The 21,795-nt window shown below is 75.3% G+C and carries 19 protein-coding genes; 11 read left to right on the top strand and 8 right to left on the bottom strand.

From position 1 onward, the window contains the following. Positions 1 to 135: 135 nt before the first annotated feature. Positions 136 to 1,767, bottom strand: coding sequence for a sensor histidine kinase (locus tag CP968_RS04705; RefSeq protein WP_229886322.1), 1,632 nt, complete (start codon positions 1,765 to 1,767; stop codon positions 136 to 138). A gap of 210 nt (positions 1,768 to 1,977) precedes the next feature. Here CP968_RS04705 and CP968_RS04700 point away from each other — a divergent pair, with 210 nt between their 5' ends. The 3 genes from CP968_RS04700 to CP968_RS04690 all read left to right on the top strand — a co-directional run bounded on the left by CP968_RS04700 (position 1,978) and on the right by CP968_RS04690 (position 4,487). Next, on the top strand, positions 1,978 to 2,409 hold the full coding sequence (locus CP968_RS04700; RefSeq protein ID WP_150516777.1) for a response regulator: 432 nt from the start codon (positions 1,978 to 1,980) through the stop codon (positions 2,407 to 2,409). 129 nt (positions 2,410 to 2,538) lie between these two features. Continuing rightward, on the top strand, positions 2,539 to 3,945 hold the full coding sequence (locus CP968_RS04695) for a molybdopterin-dependent oxidoreductase (protein WP_150516776.1): 1,407 nt from the start codon (positions 2,539 to 2,541) through the stop codon (positions 3,943 to 3,945). Beyond that, positions 3,942 to 4,487: a hypothetical protein gene (locus CP968_RS04690; RefSeq protein ID WP_150516775.1), complete on the top strand. Its 546-nt coding sequence runs from the start codon at positions 3,942 to 3,944 to the stop codon at positions 4,485 to 4,487. Before CP968_RS04695 ends, CP968_RS04690 begins: the two co-directional genes overlap by 4 nt. Here CP968_RS04690 and CP968_RS04685 read toward each other — a convergent pair. Continuing rightward, entirely contained in the window at positions 4,457 to 5,134 is a 678-nt protein-coding gene (locus CP968_RS04685; RefSeq protein WP_150516774.1) for a methyltransferase domain-containing protein, read from the bottom strand. The two genes, CP968_RS04690 and CP968_RS04685, sit on opposite strands and share 31 nt — an antisense overlap. 636 nt (positions 5,135 to 5,770) lie before the next feature. Between CP968_RS04685 and CP968_RS04680 the strand changes: the two genes are divergently transcribed. The 4 genes from CP968_RS04680 to CP968_RS04665 all read left to right on the top strand — a co-directional run bounded on the left by CP968_RS04680 (position 5,771) and on the right by CP968_RS04665 (position 11,779). Then, the gene (locus CP968_RS04680) at positions 5,771 to 7,366 is read left to right on the top strand and encodes a DUF4331 domain-containing protein (protein ID WP_150516773.1); all 1,596 of its coding nucleotides are present in this window, start codon (positions 5,771 to 5,773) and stop codon (positions 7,364 to 7,366) included. Positions 7,367 to 7,466: 100 nt separating this feature from the next. After that, entirely contained in the window at positions 7,467 to 8,840 is a 1,374-nt protein-coding gene (locus CP968_RS04675; RefSeq protein ID WP_150516772.1) for a tetratricopeptide repeat protein, read from the top strand. Further along, on the top strand, positions 8,837 to 10,753 hold the full coding sequence (locus CP968_RS04670; RefSeq protein WP_150516771.1) for a HoxN/HupN/NixA family nickel/cobalt transporter: 1,917 nt from the start codon (positions 8,837 to 8,839) through the stop codon (positions 10,751 to 10,753). The genes CP968_RS04675 and CP968_RS04670 overlap by 4 nt, the downstream gene beginning before the upstream one ends. A 138-nt stretch (positions 10,754 to 10,891) precedes the next feature. Beyond that, on the top strand, positions 10,892 to 11,779 hold the full coding sequence (locus CP968_RS04665) for a DMT family transporter (RefSeq protein WP_229886320.1): 888 nt from the start codon (positions 10,892 to 10,894) through the stop codon (positions 11,777 to 11,779). A gap of 98 nt (positions 11,780 to 11,877) precedes the next feature. On the opposite strand, the gene CP968_RS04660 is transcribed toward CP968_RS04665, so the two are convergent. Next, positions 11,878 to 13,275 carry an STM4012 family radical SAM protein gene (locus CP968_RS04660; protein ID WP_150516769.1) on the bottom strand — a complete coding sequence of 466 codons (1,398 nt, stop codon included), beginning with the start codon at positions 13,273 to 13,275 and terminating at the stop codon, positions 11,878 to 11,880. Positions 13,276 to 13,526: 251 nt separating this feature from the next. Between CP968_RS04660 and CP968_RS04655 the strand changes: the two genes are divergently transcribed. Beyond that, positions 13,527 to 14,702 (top strand): DUF1152 domain-containing protein, encoded by a 1,176-nt coding sequence (locus CP968_RS04655; RefSeq protein ID WP_150516768.1) that lies wholly within the window; start codon positions 13,527 to 13,529, stop codon positions 14,700 to 14,702. Between the two features lie 60 nt (positions 14,703 to 14,762). Next, positions 14,763 to 16,022 (top strand): cation:proton antiporter, encoded by a 1,260-nt coding sequence (locus CP968_RS04650; RefSeq protein WP_373304047.1) that lies wholly within the window; start codon positions 14,763 to 14,765, stop codon positions 16,020 to 16,022. A 96-nt stretch (positions 16,023 to 16,118) separates the two neighbouring features. On the opposite strand, the gene CP968_RS04645 is transcribed toward CP968_RS04650, so the two are convergent. Next, positions 16,119 to 16,475 (bottom strand): STAS domain-containing protein, encoded by a 357-nt coding sequence (locus CP968_RS04645; RefSeq protein WP_150516767.1) that lies wholly within the window; start codon positions 16,473 to 16,475, stop codon positions 16,119 to 16,121. A 238-nt stretch (positions 16,476 to 16,713) separates the two neighbouring features. On the opposite strand from CP968_RS04645, the gene CP968_RS04640 reads away from it, so the two are divergent. Together CP968_RS04640 and CP968_RS04635 are read left to right on the top strand one after the other, a co-directional pair. Continuing rightward, positions 16,714 to 17,085 (top strand): hypothetical protein, encoded by a 372-nt coding sequence (locus CP968_RS04640; RefSeq protein WP_150516766.1) that lies wholly within the window; start codon positions 16,714 to 16,716, stop codon positions 17,083 to 17,085. A 74-nt stretch (positions 17,086 to 17,159) separates the two neighbouring features. After that, positions 17,160 to 18,344, top strand: a complete 1,185-nt coding sequence (locus CP968_RS04635) for an epoxide hydrolase family protein (RefSeq protein ID WP_150516765.1) — start codon at positions 17,160 to 17,162, stop codon at positions 18,342 to 18,344. A gap of 24 nt (positions 18,345 to 18,368) precedes the next feature. Here the strand turns inward: CP968_RS04635 and CP968_RS04630 are convergent, their stop codons facing one another. The 4 genes from CP968_RS04630 to CP968_RS04615 form a co-directional block, all read right to left on the bottom strand. Continuing rightward, positions 18,369 to 18,899 carry a GerMN domain-containing protein gene (locus tag CP968_RS04630; protein WP_229886318.1) on the bottom strand — a complete coding sequence of 177 codons (531 nt, stop codon included), beginning with the start codon at positions 18,897 to 18,899 and terminating at the stop codon, positions 18,369 to 18,371. Beyond that, positions 18,896 to 20,404 (bottom strand): sensor histidine kinase, encoded by a 1,509-nt coding sequence (locus CP968_RS04625; protein WP_150516764.1) that lies wholly within the window; start codon positions 20,402 to 20,404, stop codon positions 18,896 to 18,898. The genes CP968_RS04630 and CP968_RS04625 overlap by 4 nt, the downstream gene beginning before the upstream one ends. Further along, the gene (locus CP968_RS04620) at positions 20,401 to 21,096 is read right to left on the bottom strand and encodes a response regulator transcription factor (RefSeq protein WP_150516763.1); all 696 of its coding nucleotides are present in this window, start codon (positions 21,094 to 21,096) and stop codon (positions 20,401 to 20,403) included. The genes CP968_RS04625 and CP968_RS04620 overlap by 4 nt, the downstream gene beginning before the upstream one ends. Before the next feature lie 153 nt (positions 21,097 to 21,249). Then, the gene (locus CP968_RS04615) at positions 21,250 to 21,669 is read right to left on the bottom strand and encodes a hypothetical protein (RefSeq protein WP_150516762.1); all 420 of its coding nucleotides are present in this window, start codon (positions 21,667 to 21,669) and stop codon (positions 21,250 to 21,252) included. Between the last annotated feature and the right edge of the window lie 126 nt (positions 21,670 to 21,795).

Below are 21,795 nucleotides of genomic sequence, written 5' to 3'. Positions count from 1 at the left end.
GACCGGGATACACCCGGGGTTCGCGGCGCCCGGGAGCGCGGACGGGCCCGGACCGGCAAGACCACTCCGACGGCCTCATAGTCGGCTTGTCGGGCGGGCCGCCCGCTCGGCGGCCGGGGGCGCGGATCCCCCGCCCTACGAGCCGGCCGCCGCGGCGCCCGGCTCCCGGGCCCCGCCCGGGCCCGCAACGGCCGGGCCGGAGTCCGCGCCGTCGGCGGCCGCCGCGGCCGGGAGGGTGAAGGTGAAGCGGGCCCCGCCGGTGTGGGACGGGTCGAGGGCGATGGCGCCGCCGTGGAAGTCGACGATCTTCTTGCACATGGCCAGTCCGATGCCGTTGCCCGGATAGGCGTCGCGCGTGTGCAGGCGCTGGAAGATGACGAAGACGCGCTCGGCGAACGACGCCTCGATGCCGATCCCGTTGTCGGTGAACGTGAACCTCCAGCGGTCGCCGTCGCGTTCGGCCGTCAGGCCGATGGCTGGGGTTCGGCCCGGAGCGCGGAACTTGAGCGCGTTGGAGAGCAGGTTCTGGAACAGCATGGTGAGCTGCGTGCCGTCCCCGGCGACGGTGGGCAGCGGGCCGGTGGAGATCTCGGCCGAGGTCTCCTCGATCGCCACGCTGTGCCCGGCCGTCACCTGGCGCCAGACCGCCTCCAGGGCGATGTCCTGCCACTGGTTGTGCAGGCGTCCGACCCGGGAGAAGGAGAGCAGGTCCTCGATCAGGGTCTGCATGCGGGTCGCGCCGTCGACGGCGAAGTCGATGTACTGGTTGGCGCGGGCGTCCAGCTCGGGTGCGTAGCGCCGCTGCAGGAGCTGGCAGAAGCTCGCCACCTTGCGCAGCGGCTCCTGCAGGTCGTGCGAGGCGACGTACGCGAACTGCTCCAGCTCCTCGTTGGAGCGCCGCAACTCCTGCGCCTGTTCGTGGAGGTCGCTCCGGGCCCGGTCGGAGGAGGCCAGCTCGCGGGCGAGCCGCTCCCGCATGGATTCGACGTCGAGGGCGAGACGGCGCAGGTCGGCGGGGCCGTGCGCGGTGATGGGACGGCCGAAGTCGCCGCCGGCGACGGCGCGGACCTGGCCCGAGAGGCTGCCCAGGGGGCGGGTGACGCCCCGGCGCAGGCCCACGAAGACGAGGGCGGTCATCGCGAGGACGGTGGTGATGATCGCGGCGAAGGTCCAGGTCCGCACGGTGCGGGCCACGTCGAGGTCGGCTCGGCCGTCGGCGCGGGCGACGGACAGGTGCTCCTGACCGGCCCGCATCGACGCGCGCAGCCCGTCGAACGCCGCCTTCCCGGTCCCGGCCCGCTCCTCGGCGAGGGCGACCGTCGTCCCGGGCGGGGCGTCGAGCACGGGCCTGACGTACTGCTCGCGCCAGGCGTTCGCGCGGTCCAGGACCTCGTCGAGCTGGTCGGCGGCCCGCTGGTCGCCGTCGAGGAGGGGGCGCAACTGGTCGAGCGCGGTGCGCTCCTGGGCGGTCCCCTCGGTGTAGGGCTCCAGGAACACCGGATTGCCGGTCAGGCCGTACCCGCGGATGCCGGTCTCCTGGTTCAGGAACGCGCCCTCCAGCCGGATGGAGGCGATCAGGGCGGGGGAGCGCCGGTCGATCAACTCGGTGTTGACCGCCTGGGAGTGACCGAGCGCCCAGCCGCCCAGTGCTATGAGCACGGCGAGGAGGGTGAGGAAGCCCGCCGTGCCGGCGCCGAGCCAGCCGCGCGTGCTCCAGCGCGTCGGAGACGTCCCGAACGACGCCGGCCCGACCTGTTCTGCTGTCACCACTGGTACGCCTCGTCTCGATCGCGTTGCCCCCCGGGTGGCACACGGGGAAGGCGGAAGCGGTGAGAGCATACCCGTGGTCCGACAACAGTTGTTGTCGGACCGGGTGGAGGGGCCTACTCTGTGGACGGGTCCGCTCCGCACGTGAACGGCGCACCCGCCGCCGGCCCGGTTCCCACCGCCCGGACAACGACCCCAGGAAGCGATGAGATGAACGTCTCCCCCCGCACGTACGACGTGCTCTTGGTCGAAGACGACGCAGCCGACGTCCTGCTCATCGAGGAAGCCCTCCACGAGCACGGCCTGCCCCGCACCATCACCCAGGTCGACGACGGCCTCGCCGCGCTCGCCCACCTCCAGGACCCGGCGGCCCCCCGCCCCGACCTGATCGTCCTCGACCTCAACATGCCGCGCATGAACGGGCGCGAGCTGCTGGCCGTGCTCAAGGCGGACGAGGACCTCGCGCTCATCCCCGTGGTGGTGCTCACCACATCCAACGCGCCCGACGACATCCACGGCGCCTACCAGCAGCGGGCCAACGCCTACGTCACCAAGCCCGTCAACCTCGACGAGTTCGTCGAGGCGGTGCGCAGCATCGACGACTTCTTCCTGAGCACGGCCGCCCACCCGCCCCGCCACTGACGCGCCGTCCGCCGTCCGCGCACCGTAAGGATTGCGCCGCGTGTCACGGGCCGGGCCCGGGGCGCGGGTAGGGGATGTTCTCCCCGGTACCCATGCCCTGAGGGCCGGACGTGTGCGGAGGTGTCCCGAATGGACGCGAGTGGCGGAGGGCACGACCGGCCCGACGGCGCCCCCGGACGGCCGCGGCCCCCGGCCCGGCCCGCCGCCGCGCACCGGGGGCCCCTCGCCGCGCGGGTGCGCGCGGCGGCGGCGCGGGCGCGGGACGCGGGGGAGCGGGCGCGGGCCGCGGGTCCGCCGCCCGGTCCGGCCCGTCCCGGGTTCTGGCGCAGCCCCCTGCGGGGACCCTGGCTGACCGGGTTGTTCGGGCTGGTGCTGCTGGCCGGGGTGGCGGTGCTGTTCGTGACGGGGCTGCTGTCGTACGCCGCGTACAACCCGGACCTCGCGCCGGGCAACGACCAGACCCCGGACAAGGGCCTGCTCGGCTTCTACCTGTTCACCTGGCCCACCTCACCCGCGTGGCTCTACCGGCTCACCCAGGGCGTCCACACCGTCCTCGGCGTGACCCTGGTCCCGGTCCTGCTCGCCAAGCTGTGGTCGGTGATCCCGAAGCTCTTCGAGTGGCCGCCCGTGCGCTCCGCCGCGCACGCCCTGGACCGGCTCTCGCTGCTCCTGCTCGTCGGCGGCGCCGGCTTCACGTTCGTCACCGGGATCCTCAACATCCAGCTGGACTACGTCTTCCCCGGCTCCTTCTACACCCTGCACTTCTACGGCGCCTGGGTGTTCATGGCCGCCTTCGCCGTCCACGTCGCCTTCCGCCTCCCGCGCGCCGTCCGTGCGGTGCGGGCCGGCCGCGGCTTCCAGCCGGCGCCCGACTCGGCGGAAGCGGCCGGGCTCGTCTCGCCCCGCCCGGCGCCCCCGACGATCTCCCGGCGGGGCGCGGTCGCGATGGTCGGCGCCGGGTCGCTCGCGCTGCTGGCCGTCACGGCCGGTCAGAGCATCGGCGGCTGGTGGCGCAGGACGGCCCTGCTGGCCCCGCACGGCCGGGAACCCGGTTCGGGCCCCAACGGCTTCCAGATCAACAAGACCGCGGCCTCCAGCGGCATCCGGCCCAGCGACATCGGCCCCGCCTGGCGGCTGACGGTGCGCGGCGGCGGCCGGCAGGAGGTGCTGACCCGCGCGATGCTGCTCGCGATGCCGCAACGGGAGGCGGCGCTGCCGATCGCCTGCGTGGAGGGCTGGTCCACGCCCGACCAGCAGTGGGCGGGCGTCCGGCTCACCGACCTCGCCGCGCTCGTCGGGCTCGGCACCGACACCCCGCCGGTGCTCGTCGAGTCCGTCCAGCGCGGCGGATCGTTCTCCTCGGTGGTCCTGGCCGCCAACCAGGCGCGCGACGACCGCTCGCTCCTCGCGATGCGGGTGAACGGGGCGGACCTGTCACCGGACCACGGCTACCCGGCCCGCGTCATCGTCCCCGCGGCCCCCGGGGTCCACAACACGAAGTGGGTCACCCGCCTCACCTTCGGAGAGCCCGCATGACGCGCACCACGAGCGGCCCGGCCGCCGCCTTCGCCCGCCGGTACGGTGCCTCCCCGCTCCACCTCCTGCTCACCCTCGCCTCCTTCGCCCTCGCCCTCTACGCCGGGATCCGGCTGCTGAAGGGCGACACCGTCGGGGTGGCGCTCTGGTTCGTCGGAGCGGCCCTGCTGCACGACCTGGTCCTGCTCCCCTGCTACACCCTCACCGACCGGGCCGCCCAACTCCTCTTCCGGGGCCGGACCTCCGCGCCCGGGACCGTGCCGCGCCCGAGCGTCAACCACCTCCGTGTGCCGGCCTTCATCGCGGGGGTCCTGTTCCTCGTCTGGTGGCCGCTGATCCTGCGACAGGGCGGCCACTACACCGCGTACACCGCCCTGTCGGCCGACGGATTCCTGGCCCGCTGGCTCCTGATCACCGCCGGCCTGTTCGCGGCCTCGGCGCTCGTGCTGATCGTACGGACCCGGCTGCGGCTGCGACCCGAGCGCAGGGAGGCCCGGGCCCGGGCGAAGGCTCAGGCCGCGGGGCGCAGGGCCGCGAAGTGACGCTCCCCCGAAGGACCGCCCCACTCCTCGACGACCGTCCAGCCGCACGTGCGCGCGTGCCGCTCCAGCGCGCGGGCCCCGACCGTGGCCCAGGCGAAGACCGGACCGGCGGCCTGCGGGCCGGCGTGGAGGCGTACCCGCCGGCGTTCGTCCACGTCCGCGGGGGCGGTCTCCACGATCAGCAGCCCCCGGTCGTGCACGAGTTCCCGGATGCGGCCCAGCAGGGTCCGCGGGTTCCCGCCGATGCCGATGTTCCCGTCGATGAGGAGCGCCGTGTCCCAGCGGCCCTCCTCGGGCAGCGGCTCGAAGACCGAGCGGCTGACGGCGGCCCCGCCCCGGCACACCGTGGAGATGACGGCGGTGGGGCACACGTCGATGCCCAGGGCCCGGTGCCCGCACCGGGTGAGCGCCTCGACGAACCGTCCGGCCCCGCAGCCGATGTCCAGCACGCGGCCCGAGCACCGCTCCACCACCGCCCGGTCGGCGGCGTCCGCCGGCGCGCTCCACCGCCGGACGTCCAAAGGCAGGCACCAGCCCTCGGCGTCCCGCAGCGTGAGGTTGCCCGCCGACGAGCCGATCGCGGCGGCGTAGGGGCCCCGGTTCCAAGGTTCGGGGGCGGTGACCCGCGGGGTCCCGGCGGTGCTCACACACACTCCTGCGTTTCGTGGCCGGCCGGCCGGTGGGCTGCCGCCGGCGGACCGTGCCGTGCGGGCGGTGCCGGCCGGCCGGGCCTCCGGGCGGTACCGGTGGCGGGTCCGGACGACGCTAGACGGCCCGGTCGCGTTCCGCCCGCCGGGACGGGCATCCGGGCGAGCGGACACGGCGCCGGCGGGCGTGTCCCGGGGCGTTCGGGTGGCCGCGCGCACCGGCCTGACGGGGCCGAAGGGGTGAATCCACCCGACCGCCCTTATTGCGCATCTGTTGCAACAAGGGGCCCCGGACCCGTTCGGCGTAGTCGGCGCGAGCGGTGTCGCCGGCGATTTTCACGGCCCGCGCCGTGGCCGCGTCGGCGGTCCCACCGGCGGTTTCCCCCTCGACGGCGCCCCGGCCGCGGCGCGCCGCCGCCCCGGGGTGGCTGCGCACCGGGTTGCCGTCGTGCTTGTCTACCGCTGCGCAGTTCCTGCGTGGTGGCGTGCCCAGCCGTCCGGCTTCCCGTTGACCGTTCCCCCAGCCGGCTTGGGCACTGCGAGACCCCTCGTAGCGGTGCCGACCGCCATCCCACCAGCCCCCTCCGCGTCACGCCGCCGCGCGTGCCGGGGGAGTCCGCAGACAGAAGGAATTCCGTGAAGGTTTCCCAGGCCGGTCCGCGCTCGCGCCGCGTCCTCGACCAGTCCCTGCTCGTGCTCGGCGCCACCACCCTGGCCGCCGGCCTCGGCGCGATGACCCTGGCGCCCGGCACCAGCGCCGCCTCCAGCCACCGCGAGGCGCCCCTCATCGCCGGGGACCCGCGGGCGGACAACACCGACGTGTACGCGTTCACCAGCCCCGACAAGTCCGACACCGTGACGATGGTGGCCAACTGGATCCCCATGGAGGAGCCCAACGGCGGCCCCAACTTCTACGCGTTCGGCGACGACCTGCGCTACAACATCAAGGTCGACAACACCGGTGACGGCGTCTCCGACGTCACCTACACCTGGCGCTTCCGCAGCAGCTACCGCGACTCCGCCAACCAGTTCCTCTACAACACCGGCCCGGTCACCTCGCTCAACGACCCGGACCTCAACTTCCGCCAGGTCTACGACCTCGTCGTCACCACCGGCGGCAAGAGCAGGACCATCCTGTCCGGAGTCCCGGCCGCCCCCTCCCGCACGGGCAAGGCGTCGATGCCCAACTACACGGCGCTGCGCAACCAGGCGACCCTGGGCCTGCCCGGCGGCGGCAAGACCTACGCCGGCCAGGCCGAGGACCCGTTCTTCGCCGACCTGCGCGTCTTCGACCTCCTGTACGGCGGCAACCTGAGCGAGCGCGGACAGGACACCCTGGCCGGCTACAACGTCAACACCATCGCCATCCAGGTCCCCAAGAAGCAGCTCGCCCTGGGCGGCAACACGTCGCGCAACCCGGTCGTCGGCGTGTGGTCGACCACCGAACGCGAGGGCGTCACCGTCAGCGACTCCCGAGACAAGGGCCACCAGCGGGAGTGGAAGCAGGTGTCCCGCCTGGGCAACCCGCTGGTCAACGAGGTCGTCGTACCGCTCAAGTACAAGGACGCCTTCAACACCCTCAACCCCTCGCAGGACCGCACGGTCCAGCCCGTCGTCGACAAGGTCTACGACCCGATCCTCCCCAAGCTCATCCAGCAGGTCTACGGCGTGCCGGCCCCCGCCACGCCCCGCAACGACCTCGCCGAGATCTACCTCACCGGCATCTGCAAGGCCTGCGGCCCGATCAAGGCCGACCTGAACGCGCACCGCCTCAACAAGGACGCGAACCCCAAGAGGATCGTCCCCGCAGAGGAACTGCGCCTCAACATGGCGGTGCCGCCCACCGCGCAGCCCAAGCGCCTCGGCGTCCTCGCGGGCGACCTGGCCGGCTTCCCGAACGGGCGCCGCCTCGCGGACGACGTCATCGACATCTCCCTCCAGGCCGTCGAAGGCGCCGCCCAGACCGGCGTCCTCGTCCCCGCGCTCGCGGACGGCGACCGGGTCGACACGAACGAGGTGCCGTTCGGCGCCACCTTCCCGTACGTGGCGCTGCCCCACACCAAGAACGTCAACCGCGGTCCCAACGCCCCCGAGCGGAGCGCGGAGCAGTCCTCGGCGGACACCTCCCCGGCAGGCCCCGTCGGCACCTCGGCCGCCGCGCTCGGCGGCGCGGGCGCGCTGCTCCTCGGCGCCGGCGCCGTCCGGCTGCGCCGCCGCGCCAAGAACGGCTGATCCGGTCGCAGCCCGAAGCCGGGCTGCTCCGCGGTGGCCGGGCCGGGGCGCGCGCCCCGGCCCGGCCACCGGTACCACCAGGAACCGGGGAGGACCTTCCGTGCAGCAGAACACCACCGCCGCTCCACCCGCACCAACGGCCGCGGCCACCCCCGCGCCCCCCGCGCAACCGCCGCCCCGGCGCGGGCGCGTACGGCCGGCCGGCGCCGCGGTGGCCCTGGCCCTGGGCGCGGCCCTGTTCGCCGTCGGCGCCGTCGCCCTCACCCCGGACGGGGCGACGACGGCCGGCCCCCAGGCGCCCGCCGCGGCCCCCGGCTCCCTCGGCGCCCTCCAGGCCCGGGTGACCCGCCTGCCCAAGGACGCCGCGGGCTGGGCCGCGCTGGGCATGGCGTACGTCCAGCAGGGACGGACGACCGCCGACCCGGCCACCTACGCCCGCGCCGAGCAGGCGCTGCGGACCTCGCTCGCCGTCCAGCGCGCGGACAACACGGACGCCGAGATCGGCATGGGAGCGCTCGCGGCGGCCCGCCACGACTTCCCGACCGCGCTGGACTGGGCACTCAAGGCCACCGCGGGCGACCCGTACAGCGCCACCGCCCACGGCGTCCTCGCCGACGCCTACACCCAGTCGGGCCGCTACGACGAAGCGGAAGCGGCCGTCCAGACGATGACGGACCTGCGCCCCGACGCCGCCTCCCTGGCCCGCGCCTCCTACGCCTACGAGCTCAGGGGCGACACCGCCGGGGCCCGCGACCTGATGCGCCGCTCCCTCACCGCGGCCGCGACACCCGGCGAATCGGCCTTCGCCCGTACGGTCCTGGCCTCGCTGGCGCTCCAGGACGGCGACGGCCGGGGCGCCCTGGCCGAGGCGCAGAGCGGCCTGCGGGCCGCGCCCCGCGACCCGGCGCTCCTCGAAGCCCGGGCCCGCGCCCGCGAGGCCCTGGGCGAACCGGGCCCGGCCCTCGCCGACTACCGGGCCGCCGCGGCCGTCGCCCCGCTGCCGCACCTCCTGTTGGGCCTCGGCGAACTCCACCAGGCCCTCGGCCACCCGCAGGAGGCCGAAGCCCAGTACACCCTCCTGCGGGCACAGGACCGGATCCGTGCGACGGGCACCACCCCCGCCGACACCGACGCGATCCTCTTCGAAGCCGACCACGGCAGCCCCGAACGCGCCGTCACCATGGCCGAAGAGGCCCTGCGCACCCGGCCGTTCATCGCCGTCCAGGACGCCTTCGCCTGGGCCCTGCACCGGGCCGGCCGCGACACCGAAGCCCTGGAGCAGGCCGACCGCGCCCTGTCCCTCGGTACCCGCAACGCGCTCTACCACTACCACCGGGCGGCCATCCACGACGCCCTCGGCCACCCCCGCCAGGCCCGCGACGACCTCGCCGCAGCCCTGCGCCAGCCCGGCTTCCACCCCTTGCACGCGCCCGCCGCCCGCGCGCTGCTCCAGCGAATCGACACCACCGGATGAACCACGCCCGCGCCCCGCGCCCCACCGGGCGCCGCCGCCCGAGCCGCCCCGTGCCCCGCACCGTGCGGCGCGCCCTGACCGTGCTCGCCGTCACGGCGCTGGCCGCAGCCGCCGGCGCGCCCGGCGCGACGGCCCACCCGCTGGGCAACTTCACGGTCAACTACCACACCGGCCTGACCCTGTACCCGGACCGGATCGACGCCCGCATCGTCGTCGACCGGGCGGAGATCTCGGCCCTCCAGGAACGCGCCGTCGTCGACCGCGACCACGACGGCGACATCGGTCCCGCAGAGGCCCGCTCGTACGCCGCCGAGGCCTGCGCCGACCTCGGCCGCCGACTGCACGTGCGCGTCGTGGGCGCCAGGGGCGCCGCGCGCACCGAGGACGTCGGGTGGAAGGCGGCGTCGGCGGCCGCACTCGTCCACGAACCCGGCGAGGCCGGCCTCAAGACCAGCCGGCTCACCTGCGAACTGACCGCCCCCGCCGGTCTCACCGAACCGGCCGGCCTGAGCGTGCGGACCGGGTACGACACCGGGCGCATCGGCTGGCGCGAACTCACCGCCACGGGCCGGGGCGTACGGATCACGCGCTCGGACGTACCGGCGGCGTCGGTCACCCGCGAGCTGCGCGCCTACCCGCAGGACCCCCTCGCCTCCCCGCTCGACCAGCGCGCGGCGACGCTGCGCACGGAGCCCGGCCCGGGGGCGGGCGCGGCGCCGGCCGTCGCCGACCTCCCCGGGGCGGGTCTCCTCACGGGCCTGCTCGGGAAGGTCACCGGGGTCTTCGACGCGCTGGTCGGGGCCCGGGAGATCACCCTCCCGGTCGGGCTGCTGGCGCTGCTCCTGGCCCTCGTCCTCGGTGCCTCGCACGCCGCCATGCCCGGCCACGGGAAGACCATCATGGCCGCCTACCTCGCGGGCCGGCGCGGGACCCGGCGCGACGCCGTCACCGTGGGCGCCACCGTCACCCTCACGCACACCACCGGGGTCCTCGTCCTCGGCCTCGCCCTGCCCGCGGCCACCCACCTCGCCGGAGAATCCGTCCTGGTCTGGCTCGGCGCCGCCAGCGGCCTCCTGGTCACGGGCATCGGCCTGTGGCTCCTCACCGGAGCCCTGCGCGGCAAGTCCCTCCACCACCACCATCACCACCACGACGCCCCCGACCACCACGCCCACGACCACGGCGCACCGCACGACCACGATCACGATCACGATCACGGCCACGGCCACGGCCACGCGCATGACCATGACCACGCGCACGACCACGGCCACGCGCACAGCCGTGGCCACGGCCACGGCCACGGCGATCACGGTCCCGCCCACGGCCACGCGCCCGGCACGGTCCCCGATCCCGCCGCCTCGGGCTCGGGGGCCCTGATCCCGGCCCGGCGCGGTGCCCCGGGCGGCCCGGCCGGGGCCGGTGCGGAGTCCCGAGCCGTGGCGACGCTCGCCCCAGCGTCGCGGGGCCAGGGCCACGAGCACCACCACGGCCACGAGCACCACCAGGGCCACGGTCATGACCACGGCCACCGTCCGGCCACCGCACCGGCACCCGGCTCCGGCCCCCGCAGGGCGAACGGCCGGGCCGGGCTCATCGGGATGGGCATCGCGGGCGGACTCGTCCCCAGCCCCTCCGCCCTCGTCGTGCTCCTCGGCGCGGTCGCCCTGGGCCGGACCGCGTTCGGCGTCCTGCTCGTCATCGGCTACGGCCTCGGCATGGCCGTCACGCTCACCCTCGCCGGACTCCTCCTCGTCCGGGTGCGCGAACGCCTCGAAACCCACCACCGTGCCCGCGCCCTGCGCACCAGCCCCCTGCTGCGGCGCCTCGTCCGTACCGGCCCGGTCCTGACCTCCCTCCTGGTCATCGCCGTCGGATGCGGACTGACCGTGCGCGCCGCGACGGGAACGGGCTGACGGCGACTTGGTGCGAACACACGGAGCCGCCGTCGCGGGGGGCGGAAACCTCATGGTTTCACCCAGTGGGTCTGCACGGCGCCCTCCCGGTAGGTTCGCCGGGTTCCGGTAACCGTGGAGGGGGAGATCGTGGGCGCTGTGGCATCCGTACTGGTGGCGGCGGTCCTGTGGGGGACGGTGGGGCCCGCGCAGATCCTGGCCGACACCGGAGCGCACCCGGTGTCGCTGGGCGCCGCCCGCATGCTCCTCGGCGGTCTCGTGCTGAGCGCGCTGATGGTCCGCCCACCGGGACTGCGCAGCCTCTTACGGCCCGGGGTGCGGCGCTGGGTCGGGCTGTCCGTGCTGGTCACCGCCGCCTTCCAGGTCTGCTTCCTGCAAGCGGTCGAGCGCAGCGGGGCCGCGCTCGCGACCGCGGTGACCTTCGGGACCGTACCCGTCGTCAGCGGGCTGTGCGCCCGGGCCCTGTCGGGGGAGCGGACCACCCCGCGCGGGCTGGTGGGAACGGTCTGCGCGGTGGCCGGGATCGGGTTGCTGCTGCTGCCCGGCAGCGGGGCGCGCGCGGACGGGCCGGGCGTGCTGTTCGGCGTGGTGGCCGGGGCCAGCTTCGGCGTGTACATCGCCGCGACGAAGGAGTTGGGCTCGCGCGGCGCCGACCTCTCCGCGGCGGCGCCGGTCAGCGTGCTGTGCGCGGGGCTACTGGTATCGCCGTACCTGTTCGTCGCCCCCGAGGGGCTGGCCGCGCCGCGCGCGGTCGCGCTGGTCGCCTGGCTCGGACTGGGCACCACCGCCCTCGGCTACCTGCTGTTCACCCGCGGCGTCGGCCGGCTCAGCGCCGCCACGACCGGGACGCTGAGCCTGACCGAACCGCTGGTCGCCACCGTGCTCGGCGTGGCGCTGCTGGGCGAGCGGCCGGGCGCGCCCGCGGTGGCCGGCGGACTGCTGCTGCTGGGCGGGCTGGTGCTGGTGTCGCTGCCGCGGCGCCGGCCGGCGGCGGCCGGCGCACCGCCGGAGCGCGTACGGAACTGACCCGGCCGGTGCGCACACCTCCCGCCGCCGTCCACCGGACCGGCCCGCCCGTCCGGCGCGCCGTCGCGCCGGACGGGCGGGCCGAACGGGGCCGCGGCTCAGCGGTCCTGGTACGCCGTCATGTTGTCGCGCACCCGGGAGGAGAAGAACATCGGGCCGATCGCGTCGGCCCAGGCCATGCCCTCCAGGGTCAGCCCCAGCTTCCCGTCCGCCTCCCGCAGCCAGTTGCGGTCCAGCAGGGCCTGCGCCTGGGGCCCGAAGTCGTCCTCGAAGCGGGTGGCGAACCGCTGCTCGTAGTCGGCCGTGCGCAGGCCCGTCGACTCCAGCAGGTGCTGCAGCACGTACATCCGGCGCCGCTCCCCGCCGTCCATGCGGAAGGCCCACTGCGCCCGCTCGAACCGCTCGGTCGGCGTGGCGATGTAGTCGTCGATGATCCGCCTGACCTCGGGGACGGCGACCGCGTAGTCGGTCGTGTAGTGCAGCTCCGTGGTGAACGAGCGCGCACCGACGCCGAGTCCGACCATGCCGGCCTGCTGGTTGTACTCGCTGATGCTGCTGCCGTCGGCGTCCTCCACGGCCGCCGTGCCCGTGCGGCGGAAGACCCGCATCGAGGTCTGCTCGTACCCGGCCGAGAGGAGGTGGTCGCGCCCGTAGCGGTAGAGCCGCAGCCGCTGCTCGTTCCAGTCCTGGAGGGTGGCCGCGTGGCGGGTGCTCAGTCCGGTCAGCGGGCGCACGTACAGCGGGTAGAGGTAGATCTCCTCCGGCTCCCAGGCCAGCGCGGCGTCCAGCGAGACCTTGAAGGTGCGCTCGGTCTGGCCGTCGATGCCGTAGATGAGGTCGATGTTGAGGATGGGGAACTTCGCCTCCTTGAGACGGGCGAGCGAGTCCTCCACCTCCTGGCGCTTCTGCGGGCGGACGGCCGCGCGGGCCTCCTCGTCGATGAAGCTCTGCACCCCGATGCTCAGCCGCGTCGCGCCGCGCTCGGCCAGTACGGCGATGCGGTCGGCGGTCGCCGTGGCCGGGGAGGTCTCCACCGACCAGGACGCGGCGTGGAGGTCGGCCCCCATCACGTCCTCGCAGATGTCGCACAACCGCGTCAGTTCGGCCGCCGTCAGGTAGGTGGGCGTGCCCCCGCCGAACGCGGCGAGCGGGAACCGTATCGGCTCCCCCTTCGCCTCCAGCGCCCTCCTGGTCACCCGGGCCTGGCGCTCCAGGGTGCGCAGGAACTCGCGGGTGACGTCCTCGGGGGCGCCGGTGCGGGTGAAGAGGTTGCAGAAGCCGCACCGCATCTCGCAGAACGGGATGTGCGCGTAGAGGGACAGGGCGTCGAGCCGCTCGGTGGACCATAAGTCGCTCAGCAGCGGGCCGTCGTCCAGCAGGCGGTAGGCCTTCTGGTGCGGGTAGGCGTAGACGTACTGCTCGTACGGGGTCTCCGGCTCGTTCGCGGGGGCCGGCACCGGGAACGACGGAGTGGGGAGCGCAACGGTGTGGGTCATCAGGGAATCTGACTCGCTTTCCGGAAGATTGCGATCGCTTTACGTGACACGGCGTCACCCTAGGGTCGTGCTCGGGCCGATCTCTTTAGTGCGATCCGCATAAAACCGGAATGACACCATGGAGGTTCATATGCACTTTTCGCGAGCCGGTCGGTGATCTCCCCCCTTGCCCCGGAATGTACGGCTGCCGGGTCCGTCCCGCAGGCCGAGGCGTGGTGGCGCGCGCCCGCCGGTTGGGGTTCCGTGACCGCATGAAGCGACTTCTCATCGCCGCCGGCGGTGGCGGTGACGCCATCACCGCGGCCATGGTCCACAGGGCACTGCACGGAGCGGACGCACCCGCCCTCGTCCTGACCTACGCATGGGAGCGACTGGTCGTCGACCCCGTCCCCGGTCCGCGCCGGACCGCCGACTTCACCGGCACCGAAACCGCCGCTCGGGACCTCGCCCTGGTCACCGCGGCGACCGCGCCCGTGGCCCCGGCCGGCTCCCTGATCCCGCGCCTGGCAGCCGAGTTGGGGCCCCGGATCGGCCTGCTCGACCCGTACGGGGGCACGCTCGGACTGGCCCGGCAGATCACCGCCGCCGCCCACTGGTGCGGGGCCGACCGGATCGACCTGGTGGACGTGGGCGGCGACATCGTGGCCAACGGCGACGAACCCACGCTGCGCAGCCCGCTGGGCGACGCCCTGGCCCTCGCCGCATGCGCGGCGACGGGCATCGCCACCGCCGTCCTCGTGGCCGGACCCGGCCTCGACAACGAAGTGCCCCTGCCCGACCTGCTGCCCCGGCTCGGCGAGCCGTCCTTCGCGCTGACCGCCGCCCACACCGAGGGCGTGCGCGGCGTCTTCGACTGGCACCCCTCGGAGGCGAGCGCCCTGCTCGTCGCGGCGGCCCGCGGGATACGCGGCGTGTGCGGAACCCGGGACGCCCCGCGCCCGGTCCTCCTCGACGACGCGGCCCGCCAAGTCCACCGCCTCACCCTGGAACGCGCCCTCGCCCTCAACCCGCTCGCCCGCGCACTGGCCGGCTGCACCGGCCTGGACGACGCCGAGGAGGCCTCCCGCGCGGTGTGCGGCTTCTCGGAGATCGAACGCGAACGACACCGCGCGGCACGGTCCGGTGCGCCCCGGCAGGCCACGACGCCGAACGGGGCCGCCCCGCCCGGGACCGCGCCACTCGGGACCCCGGGCCCGGGCCGCCCGGCCCGGGACCCCGCGACCGTCCTGGCCCGCTTCGCCGACTGGGAGCGCGGACTGCTGGCCGCCGGTCTCGCGTACGTCACCACCCGCCGGATCACCGAGGAGCTCGACCTGGACGACGCCGAGGCCCGTTCCCTGCTCGGCACGCTGCGCGCGGGGCGCCCGCGGCGGCACGCACCGCCGCTGTGGCGACTGGCCGGGGCCGGGGCGGGATCGGGAGTGTGAAGCGGACCGCGCAGGGCAGGCGCGGTCGGACAGCGGTTCGATCGGGAAGGGCGTCGCACGGTGGAACTGACGACGACCGACCTGCTCTACGCCTGCGCGGGAGCCGGCGCCCTGTGCGCCGCGGTCCTCCCCGCGGCGCTGGCCAAGCGGCCGCTGTCCACCCCGATGGTGTTCCTCGCCGCCGGGTTCCTCGTCTACCTGCTGCCCTTCGACGTGCTGCCCGACCTCGACCCGGTGCGCGACCGCCAGACGGTGGAGCACCTGACGGAGGTCTGCGTCGTGGTGGCCCTGATGGGAGCCGGGCTGGCCATCAACCGGCCGGTGGGGCTGCGGACCTGGTCCACCACCTGGCGGCTGCTGGGCCTGGCCATGCCGCTGACCATCCTGCTGACCGCCGCGGCCGCCTGGTGGCTCCTCGACTGGCCGCCCGCCGTGGCCCTGCTCGTGGCCGCGGCGCTCGCCCCCACCGACCCGGTCCTCGCCGGGGAGGTCCGCGTCGGCGAGCCGACCGACGACGAGGACGACGAGGACGAGGCCCGGTTCGCCCTCACCAGCGAAGCCGGGCTCAACGACGGCCTCGCCTTCCCGTTCGTCCTCGCCGCGCTGGCCATCGCCGCGGCCTCCGGCTCCGGCTGGTCCACGGCCTGGGTGTGGCACTGGGCCTGGAGCGACGTCCTCCTGCGCGCGGCCGTCGGCCTCGGCACGGGGATCGCGGTCGGCCGGCTCCTCGGGCGGATGTTCTTCCGCGCCGGCTGGCGGGCCCTGCGGCTGGCAGAACACCGCGAGGGCTTCGCCGCCCTCGCCGCCACCTTCACCGCGTACGGACTGACCGAACTCCTGCACGGCTACGGGTTCCTCGCCGTCTTCGCCACCGCCTGCACGATCCGCGCCGCCGAACGCGCCCACGGGTACCAACGCGTCATGCACGCCTTCATGGACCAGGTCGAGCGGCTGCTCACCGCCGTCGTGCTCTTCCTGGTGGGCGGCTACATCGCCGGCGGCGGCCTCGCGGCGCTGACCTGGCGCGGCGCCCTGCTCGCGCTGACGCTCTTCCTGGTGATCCGGCCGCTGACCGGCTGGGCCGTCCAGGCGGCGGGCGCCGCGGACCGGCAGGAGCGCGCGGTGATCGCCCTGTTCGGCATCCGCGGCATCGGATCGTTCTTCTACCTCGCGTACGCGCTGGGGGAGGGCGACTTCGGGGTACCGGCCCGGGAACTGTGGGCGGTCGTGACCTTCACCGTCCTGCTGTCCGTCGTCGTGCACGGCGTCTGCGCCACACCGGTGACCCGCCGGCTCGACCGGTGGCACTCCTCCGCCTGAGGCGGGCGCCGAACGGGCCCCGGCGCGGAGGCCGGCCGGTCACGGGCGCGCCGCGGGGCGGGCGCACCGCGTGACGCAGGGCCGGGCCGGAGCGGGTCAGGTCTGGGCGGTCGCCGTCGCGGCCGTGACGTCCGGGTGGACGGCGAGGATCTGGTCCGCGCCGGTCAGCTCCAGCATGCGCATGAGCCGTCCGGACGGGGCCACGATCCGCAGTTCGACGAGACGCCGCACCCGCATGAGCATGTTCAGGCAGGAGGAGTCGGCGAAGGTGACGCGGGTGGCGTCCAGGACCAGCAGGCCGTGGACGGCCGCGGCCGCGGTGAGGGCGGCCTCCAGCGGTTCGAGGGTTTCCATGTCCACGTCGCCGTGGGCTTCGACGACCCAGGACGGCCCGCTGGCGTACTGACGCCCCAGCGGGCCGGCCGCGGGGGCCGGAATGTTCGCATCTTCCATGGGGGAAGCATGCCCGGTGATCATGTTTGTAGCCAGAGGCGGGCCGCTCCACGCGCCGTCCCCCCGGCCCGGTCGGCTCAATCGAGACGGATCGCCACCAGCCGGGTGCCGTCCTTGTCCGCTTCCGGGGCGTACGTCGCCACGAGCGCGTCGAGGGCGGCCTGCCGGGCGGCGACTTCCGCGGTGCGGTGAAGCGCCGGTTCGGGGGTAGGCGGTCAGCACGCCGTGAGGAGAGAACATGAAACCGAACCAGGGCCCCGAACTGCCGCCGCCCGTTCCCGAGAGCCGCCACCCGGTCACTCCCGACCTCCCGCCCACCCGCGAGCAGCAGGCCCCCGACCTGCCCGGAGCCGGGACGCGCACCTCCGAGCCCACCGCGCCCCGGAAGACCGGGCCCGGCGAGGAGCCGACCGCCGACGGGGAGGAATCGGCCGCACCGGACGGCGCCGGAGCCGCGGACGAGCCCTCCGCGCCGGACCCCGACCGCACCCCGGACCCGGCCCCCGCACCGGATGCCGAGGACACCGCGACGCCCGCCGGATCCGACGGCGCGGGCCCGTCCGGATCGGGCCCGTCCGCGAGCCCGCCACCGCAGGAACCCACCGACTAGGCGGGGCCCCCGAGGGGCGGCCGGGCCGGTGTCGGGCCTTCGCCGGGCCCGGCGCGGACCGTAGGATGCGGCCCATGCCGGACGCCTCTCCCCGCCCCGAGCCGTTCAGCGCGTCGGCCACCCCCGCCGCGCTCGACGACCTGCGCGCGCGGTTGCGCGCCACCCGCTGGCCCGATGTGCCCGAGGACGCCGGGTGGTCCCTCGGAGCGGACCTCGGCTACCTGCGCGAACTCGTCGCCTACTGGGCGGACGGCTTCGACTGGCCGGCCCAGGAGGCCGCGCTCGCCCGGCTGCCGCGGTTCCGGCTGCCGCTCGGCGGCCTCGGCATCCACTTCGTGCACGCCCGGGCCGTCGCACCGGCCGGGCCCGTCCTGCCGCTCGTCCTCAGTCACGGCTGGCCGGACTCGTTCTGGCGCTACACGAAGGTCGTCCCGCTGCTCACCGACCCCGGCGCCCACGGGGCCGACCCCGCCGACGCGTTCGACGTGGTCGTCCCCGACATGCCGGGGTTCGGCTACTCCGACCGGCCCACCGGTGCGCCCCTCGACGCGGTCGCCGTCGCCGGGCTCTGGGCCGAACTCATGGGCGTCCTCGGGTACGACCGCTTCGGCGCGGCGGGCGGGGACGTCGGCAGCCACGTCAGCCGCTACCTCGCGCTGGACCACCCCGACCGGGTCGTGGCCGTGCACCGCACCGACGCGGGACTGCCCGTCTTCGCCGGCGACCCGGCGGACCTCGCGCCCGAGGAGCGGGCCTGGCTGGCGGGCGCCGCCGCCTGGGGCGCGACCGAGGGCGCCTACGCCGCCGTGCACCGCACGAAGCCCCAGACCGCGGCGGTCGGACTGAACGACTCACCGGCCGGGCTCGCCGCGTGGATCGTCGAGAAGCTCCGGGCGTGGAGCGACTGCGGCCAAGACGTCGAGCGGAGCTTCACGAAGGACGAGATCCTCACCAACGTCACGCTCTACTGGCTGACGGGGACGATCGGCTCGTCCATGCGCATGTACCGCGCCAACGCCGCGATTCCGCCCGCGCAGCACGCCCGCCGGGTCGACGTGCCGTCCGGCTTCTCGATCTTCGCAGGCGACGTCGTCCGCCCGCCCCGGGCCTGGCTGGAGCGCACCGCGAACACCGTGCGGGTGACCGAGCCCGCGCGGGGCGGCCACTTCGCGGCGTTCGAGGAGCCCGAGCTCTACGCCGAGGAACTGCGCGCGTTCTTCCGCCCCTACCGGACCGCGGCGGGGGCGGCGCCGGCCTGAGGCCCGGCCGCAGGCCGGGCACGGTCAGTTCTTGCGGAAGTCGGCGCAGGTGAAGGGGCCTTGGTTCCCCAGGGTCACCCGCACTTCGTCCGGCCGGATCCCGGGCACCAGCTGCGACTGGGCCCGCGCCAGGGTGCAGACCAGCTGGCCGCTCACGAGTTCGTCGGAACCGCCGCCGTCGAAGACGACCCGGGTGATCTGCACGTCGATCTCGGCCCCCTTCCCGGTGACCTCGTACGAGCCCCCGCGCACCAGGGTCGTCAAACCGGCCCGCTGCTCCACTTCGGTGGGCCCCGCCATCAGGTGCTTGACCACCGTGGCCAGGTCCTTGAGCGGCGGCCCCGGCCGGGGCACCGGGCGCAGGCCGTCGTCCGCGACGAAGTAGACGCGCAGGCCGCGGGTGATGCCGGAGGCGGGCTCGCCGCCGTCGAGCACCCCCGTCGCCGTCACACCGGCCAACCCGGTCAGCCGCTTCACCCCGTGCGCCCCGGTCGGCCCGCAGGCGGCCGCGACCAGCAGTGCCAGCAGCGCGGCCGGCAGGGCCGCGCGCCTCACCGGCCACCCCCCGCGCCACCCCGCGCGCCGGGCTCCGGCCGGAGGGGCAGGCGCAGGGTGAACTCGGCGCCACCTCCGGCCGCACCGGCCGCTTCCAGGGTGCCGCCGTGCAGGTGGGCGTTCTCCCGGGCGATGGCCAGGCCGAGACCGCTGCCGTCCAGGCCCTTCGACCGTACGCGGGCCGTATCGGCCTTCCAGAACCGGTCGAAGACGTGCGCCAGCGCCTCCGGGGGCAGGCCGGGCCCCCGGTCCCGTACCCGGACCACGGCCCACGGCCCGTGCTCCGCGACCGCCACCTCGACCGGCCGGGCGCCGTGCCGCAGGGCGTTGCCCACGAGGTTGGCCACGATCACGTCGACCCGGCGCCGGTCGCACACCACGCCCACCGGCCGCTCCGGGGTCAGCAGCGTGACCCGATCCGCCCAGCCGCGCAGGGCCAGGGCGGCCCGGACCGCCCCGGTCAGGTCGGTGTCGGCGGTGTGCAGGACGGCCGCCCCCGCGTCGAAGCGGGAGATCTCCATCAGGTCGTCCACCAGCCGGGTCAGCTTGGCGGTCTCCGCGCTCACCGTGCGGGCCGCCTGCTCGGCGTCGGCCGGCAGGGTCCCGGCGTCGGCCTCCTCGTCCAGCACGGTCACCACCATGGTCATCGCGGCCAGCGGGGTGCGCAGCTCGTGCGATACGTCCGCGGCGAACTGCCTGGCCCGGGACTCCTGTTCGCGCAGTTCCGCGTCGGTGGCCTGGAGCGCGTCGGCGGTCTCGTTGAACGTGCGGGCCAGGGAGGCCAGTTCGTCACGGCCGCGGACCGGGGCGCGCGAGGACAGCGTTCCGTCGGCGAGGCCGCGGGTGGCGCGGGAGAGCTCGCGCACGGGACGCAGCACCGTACGGGCGGCGACCAGCGCGAGCAGGGCGGCCACCGCGACGACGGGCAGCAGTCCGTCCCGCACGCTGACGAGCAGCGCCCCGGTGTCCTCCTGTTCGGCGCGCAGCGAGGTGATCATGTAAGCGTCCAGCCCGGAGGGCCTGCCGTCCTCGGTGTAGGTGACGGGCGTGCCGACCACGAGGTACGGCTCGCCCGCGTGCTCCACCCGCTGGAACCGCAGCCGGCCGCCGGAGCGCACGGCCTGCCGCAGGTCCTGCGTGATCCGGGTCCGGTCGGCGTCCGCGTCCGAGGCGGCGGTCAGGTCGCCGTAGACCGCCTCGACGGCCGGAGCCCCGGGCAGGCGCCGGGCGACCTCCGCCGCGAAGCGGTCCAGGGCGGCCCGGTCGGCGGGCAGGTCGAACTGCCCGGCCACCTCGCCGAGCCGGGCCCGGAAGTCGTTCGCGGCCGTGTTCTGCGCCCGCGTGAGGACGGCGGTGCGGGCGTCGCGGTAGGCCAGGGCGGTCGCGGTGCCCGCGCTGCCCACGGCGACGAGCACGAACGCGGCGATCAGGCGGGTACGGAGACCGCCGAAGGGAAGCCCGCGGGCGGACGCCCGCCGGACGGCGCCGGGGGCGGGGCGGTTCACAGGGGCCCGAAGCGGTAGCCGAAGCCCCGTACGGTCTGCACGTACCGGGGCCGGGCCGGCACGTCCTCGATCTTGGCCCGCAGCCGGCCGACGGCGGCGTCGACCAGCCGGGAGTCGCCGAGGTAGCTGTGGTCCCAGACCGACTCCAGCAGTTGCTCGCGGGTGAACACCCGGCCGGGGGAGGCCGACAGCTCCAGCAGCAGCCGCAGCTCGGTCGGCGGGAGGGCCACCCGGGTGCCGGTCCGGGTGACGGTCAGGCCGGCGCGGTCGATGCCCAGGCCCGCGTGGTCCTCGTACGGGCCGGGCGCCGGTGCGGGGGCCGTGCACCGGCGCAGGGCGGCCCGGATGCGGGCCTCCAGCACGGGGGCGGTGACGGGCTTGACGACGTAGTCGTCGGCGCCGGCCTCCAGGCCCCGCACGACGTCGAGGTCGTCGCCGCGGGCCGTCAGCATGATGACGGGGATCGTCGAGCCGGAGGCGCGCAGCCGCCGGCACACCTCGAACCCGTCGATGCCCGGCAGCATCAGGTCCAGGACGGCCAGCTCCACGCGCCGCCCGGCCCCTCCGGCCAGCAGGGCGAGGGCCTCCTCGCCGGTGCCGGCGGTGTCGACCCCGTACGCGTGACGGCGCAGCACGAGCTCCATTCCGTCGCGTACGGAGGCGTCGTCCTCGATGAGCAGCACATGCGGCATGTCCCGATTATCGGGAGGCGGGTGCCGGGCGAAAGCGGCGAAGGGGGCATAGGGGGGCGGGGGCAGTCTTTGTTACCTCTTCATCGTGTTCCCGAGTGCCCTCGTGCTCCCGCCGCGCCGCCGCTCCGCGCCGCATCCGCGCTGTCTGCGTGCTCAGGCGGGGTCCGGGCGGGACGCGAGCGGCGGGGTCGTCGGCTGCCGGCCGGCGCCGGGGCAGGTGGCGCCCGAGAGCTCGTCCCAGTGCATCGGCAGGCGCCCGTCGTCCAGGGGTTTGAAGAGCTGGTCGAGCCGCCCGCTGGTGCAGTGCTCGCGGGCGGGGCAGAGCACCATGCCGACCGCCCATGCCACGTCGGCGAACCCGGTCTCCAGCTCGGCGCGCCGCCGCTCCACCGGCGAACGGGCCTCCCGCGGCGCCGGACCCGCTCCGGCCTCCGTGCCGCGGGCGAGGAGGCCGGTCAGCCGGTCCACTTCGGCGAGGGCCGCGTGCAGGTGCGCGGCCCAGCCGCCCGGCTGCGGATCGGGCACTGCGGCCGCGGCGGCGCGGGCCGCTTCCAACGGGGTGGGCGTGCTCACGGGGACTCCCTCTCCGGCCCGGGCCGGACTGCGTTCCCGGGGTGTCGTATCCGGCCAGGCTATCTCCGACCTGCCGGTCCGCCCCGACCGAGGGCCCGCGCCGGCCCCGGCCCGGCCGCCGCGCGG

The sequence above is a fragment of the Streptomyces subrutilus genome, from assembly GCF_008704535.1.
Taxonomy (GTDB): Bacteria; Actinomycetota; Actinomycetes; order Streptomycetales; family Streptomycetaceae; genus Streptomyces; species Streptomyces subrutilus.
Note: the sequence above shows the minus strand (reverse complement) of the source record. Positions and strands in the feature narration are given on the sequence as shown.

Coding starts and splice junctions, on each gene's coding strand:
- CP968_RS04660 (WP_150516769.1), bottom strand. CDS start 13,275: ATGACCCACACCGTTGCGCTCCCCACTCCGTCGTTCCCGGTGCCGGCC.
- CP968_RS04620 (WP_150516763.1), bottom strand. CDS start 21,096: ATGCCGCATGTGCTGCTCATCGAGGACGACGCCTCCGTACGCGACGGA.
- CP968_RS04635 (WP_150516765.1), top strand. CDS start 17,160: ATGCCGGACGCCTCTCCCCGCCCCGAGCCGTTCAGCGCGTCGGCCACC.
- CP968_RS04655 (WP_150516768.1), top strand. CDS start 13,527: ATGAAGCGACTTCTCATCGCCGCCGGCGGTGGCGGTGACGCCATCACC.
- CP968_RS04645 (WP_150516767.1), bottom strand. CDS start 16,475: ATGGAAGATGCGAACATTCCGGCCCCCGCGGCCGGCCCGCTGGGGCGT.
- CP968_RS04690 (WP_150516775.1), top strand. CDS start 3,942: ATGACGCGCACCACGAGCGGCCCGGCCGCCGCCTTCGCCCGCCGGTAC.
- CP968_RS04695 (WP_150516776.1), top strand. CDS start 2,539: ATGGACGCGAGTGGCGGAGGGCACGACCGGCCCGACGGCGCCCCCGGA.
- CP968_RS04700 (WP_150516777.1), top strand. CDS start 1,978: ATGAACGTCTCCCCCCGCACGTACGACGTGCTCTTGGTCGAAGACGAC.
- CP968_RS04670 (WP_150516771.1), top strand. CDS start 8,837: ATGAACCACGCCCGCGCCCCGCGCCCCACCGGGCGCCGCCGCCCGAGC.
- CP968_RS04640 (WP_150516766.1), top strand. CDS start 16,714: ATGAAACCGAACCAGGGCCCCGAACTGCCGCCGCCCGTTCCCGAGAGC.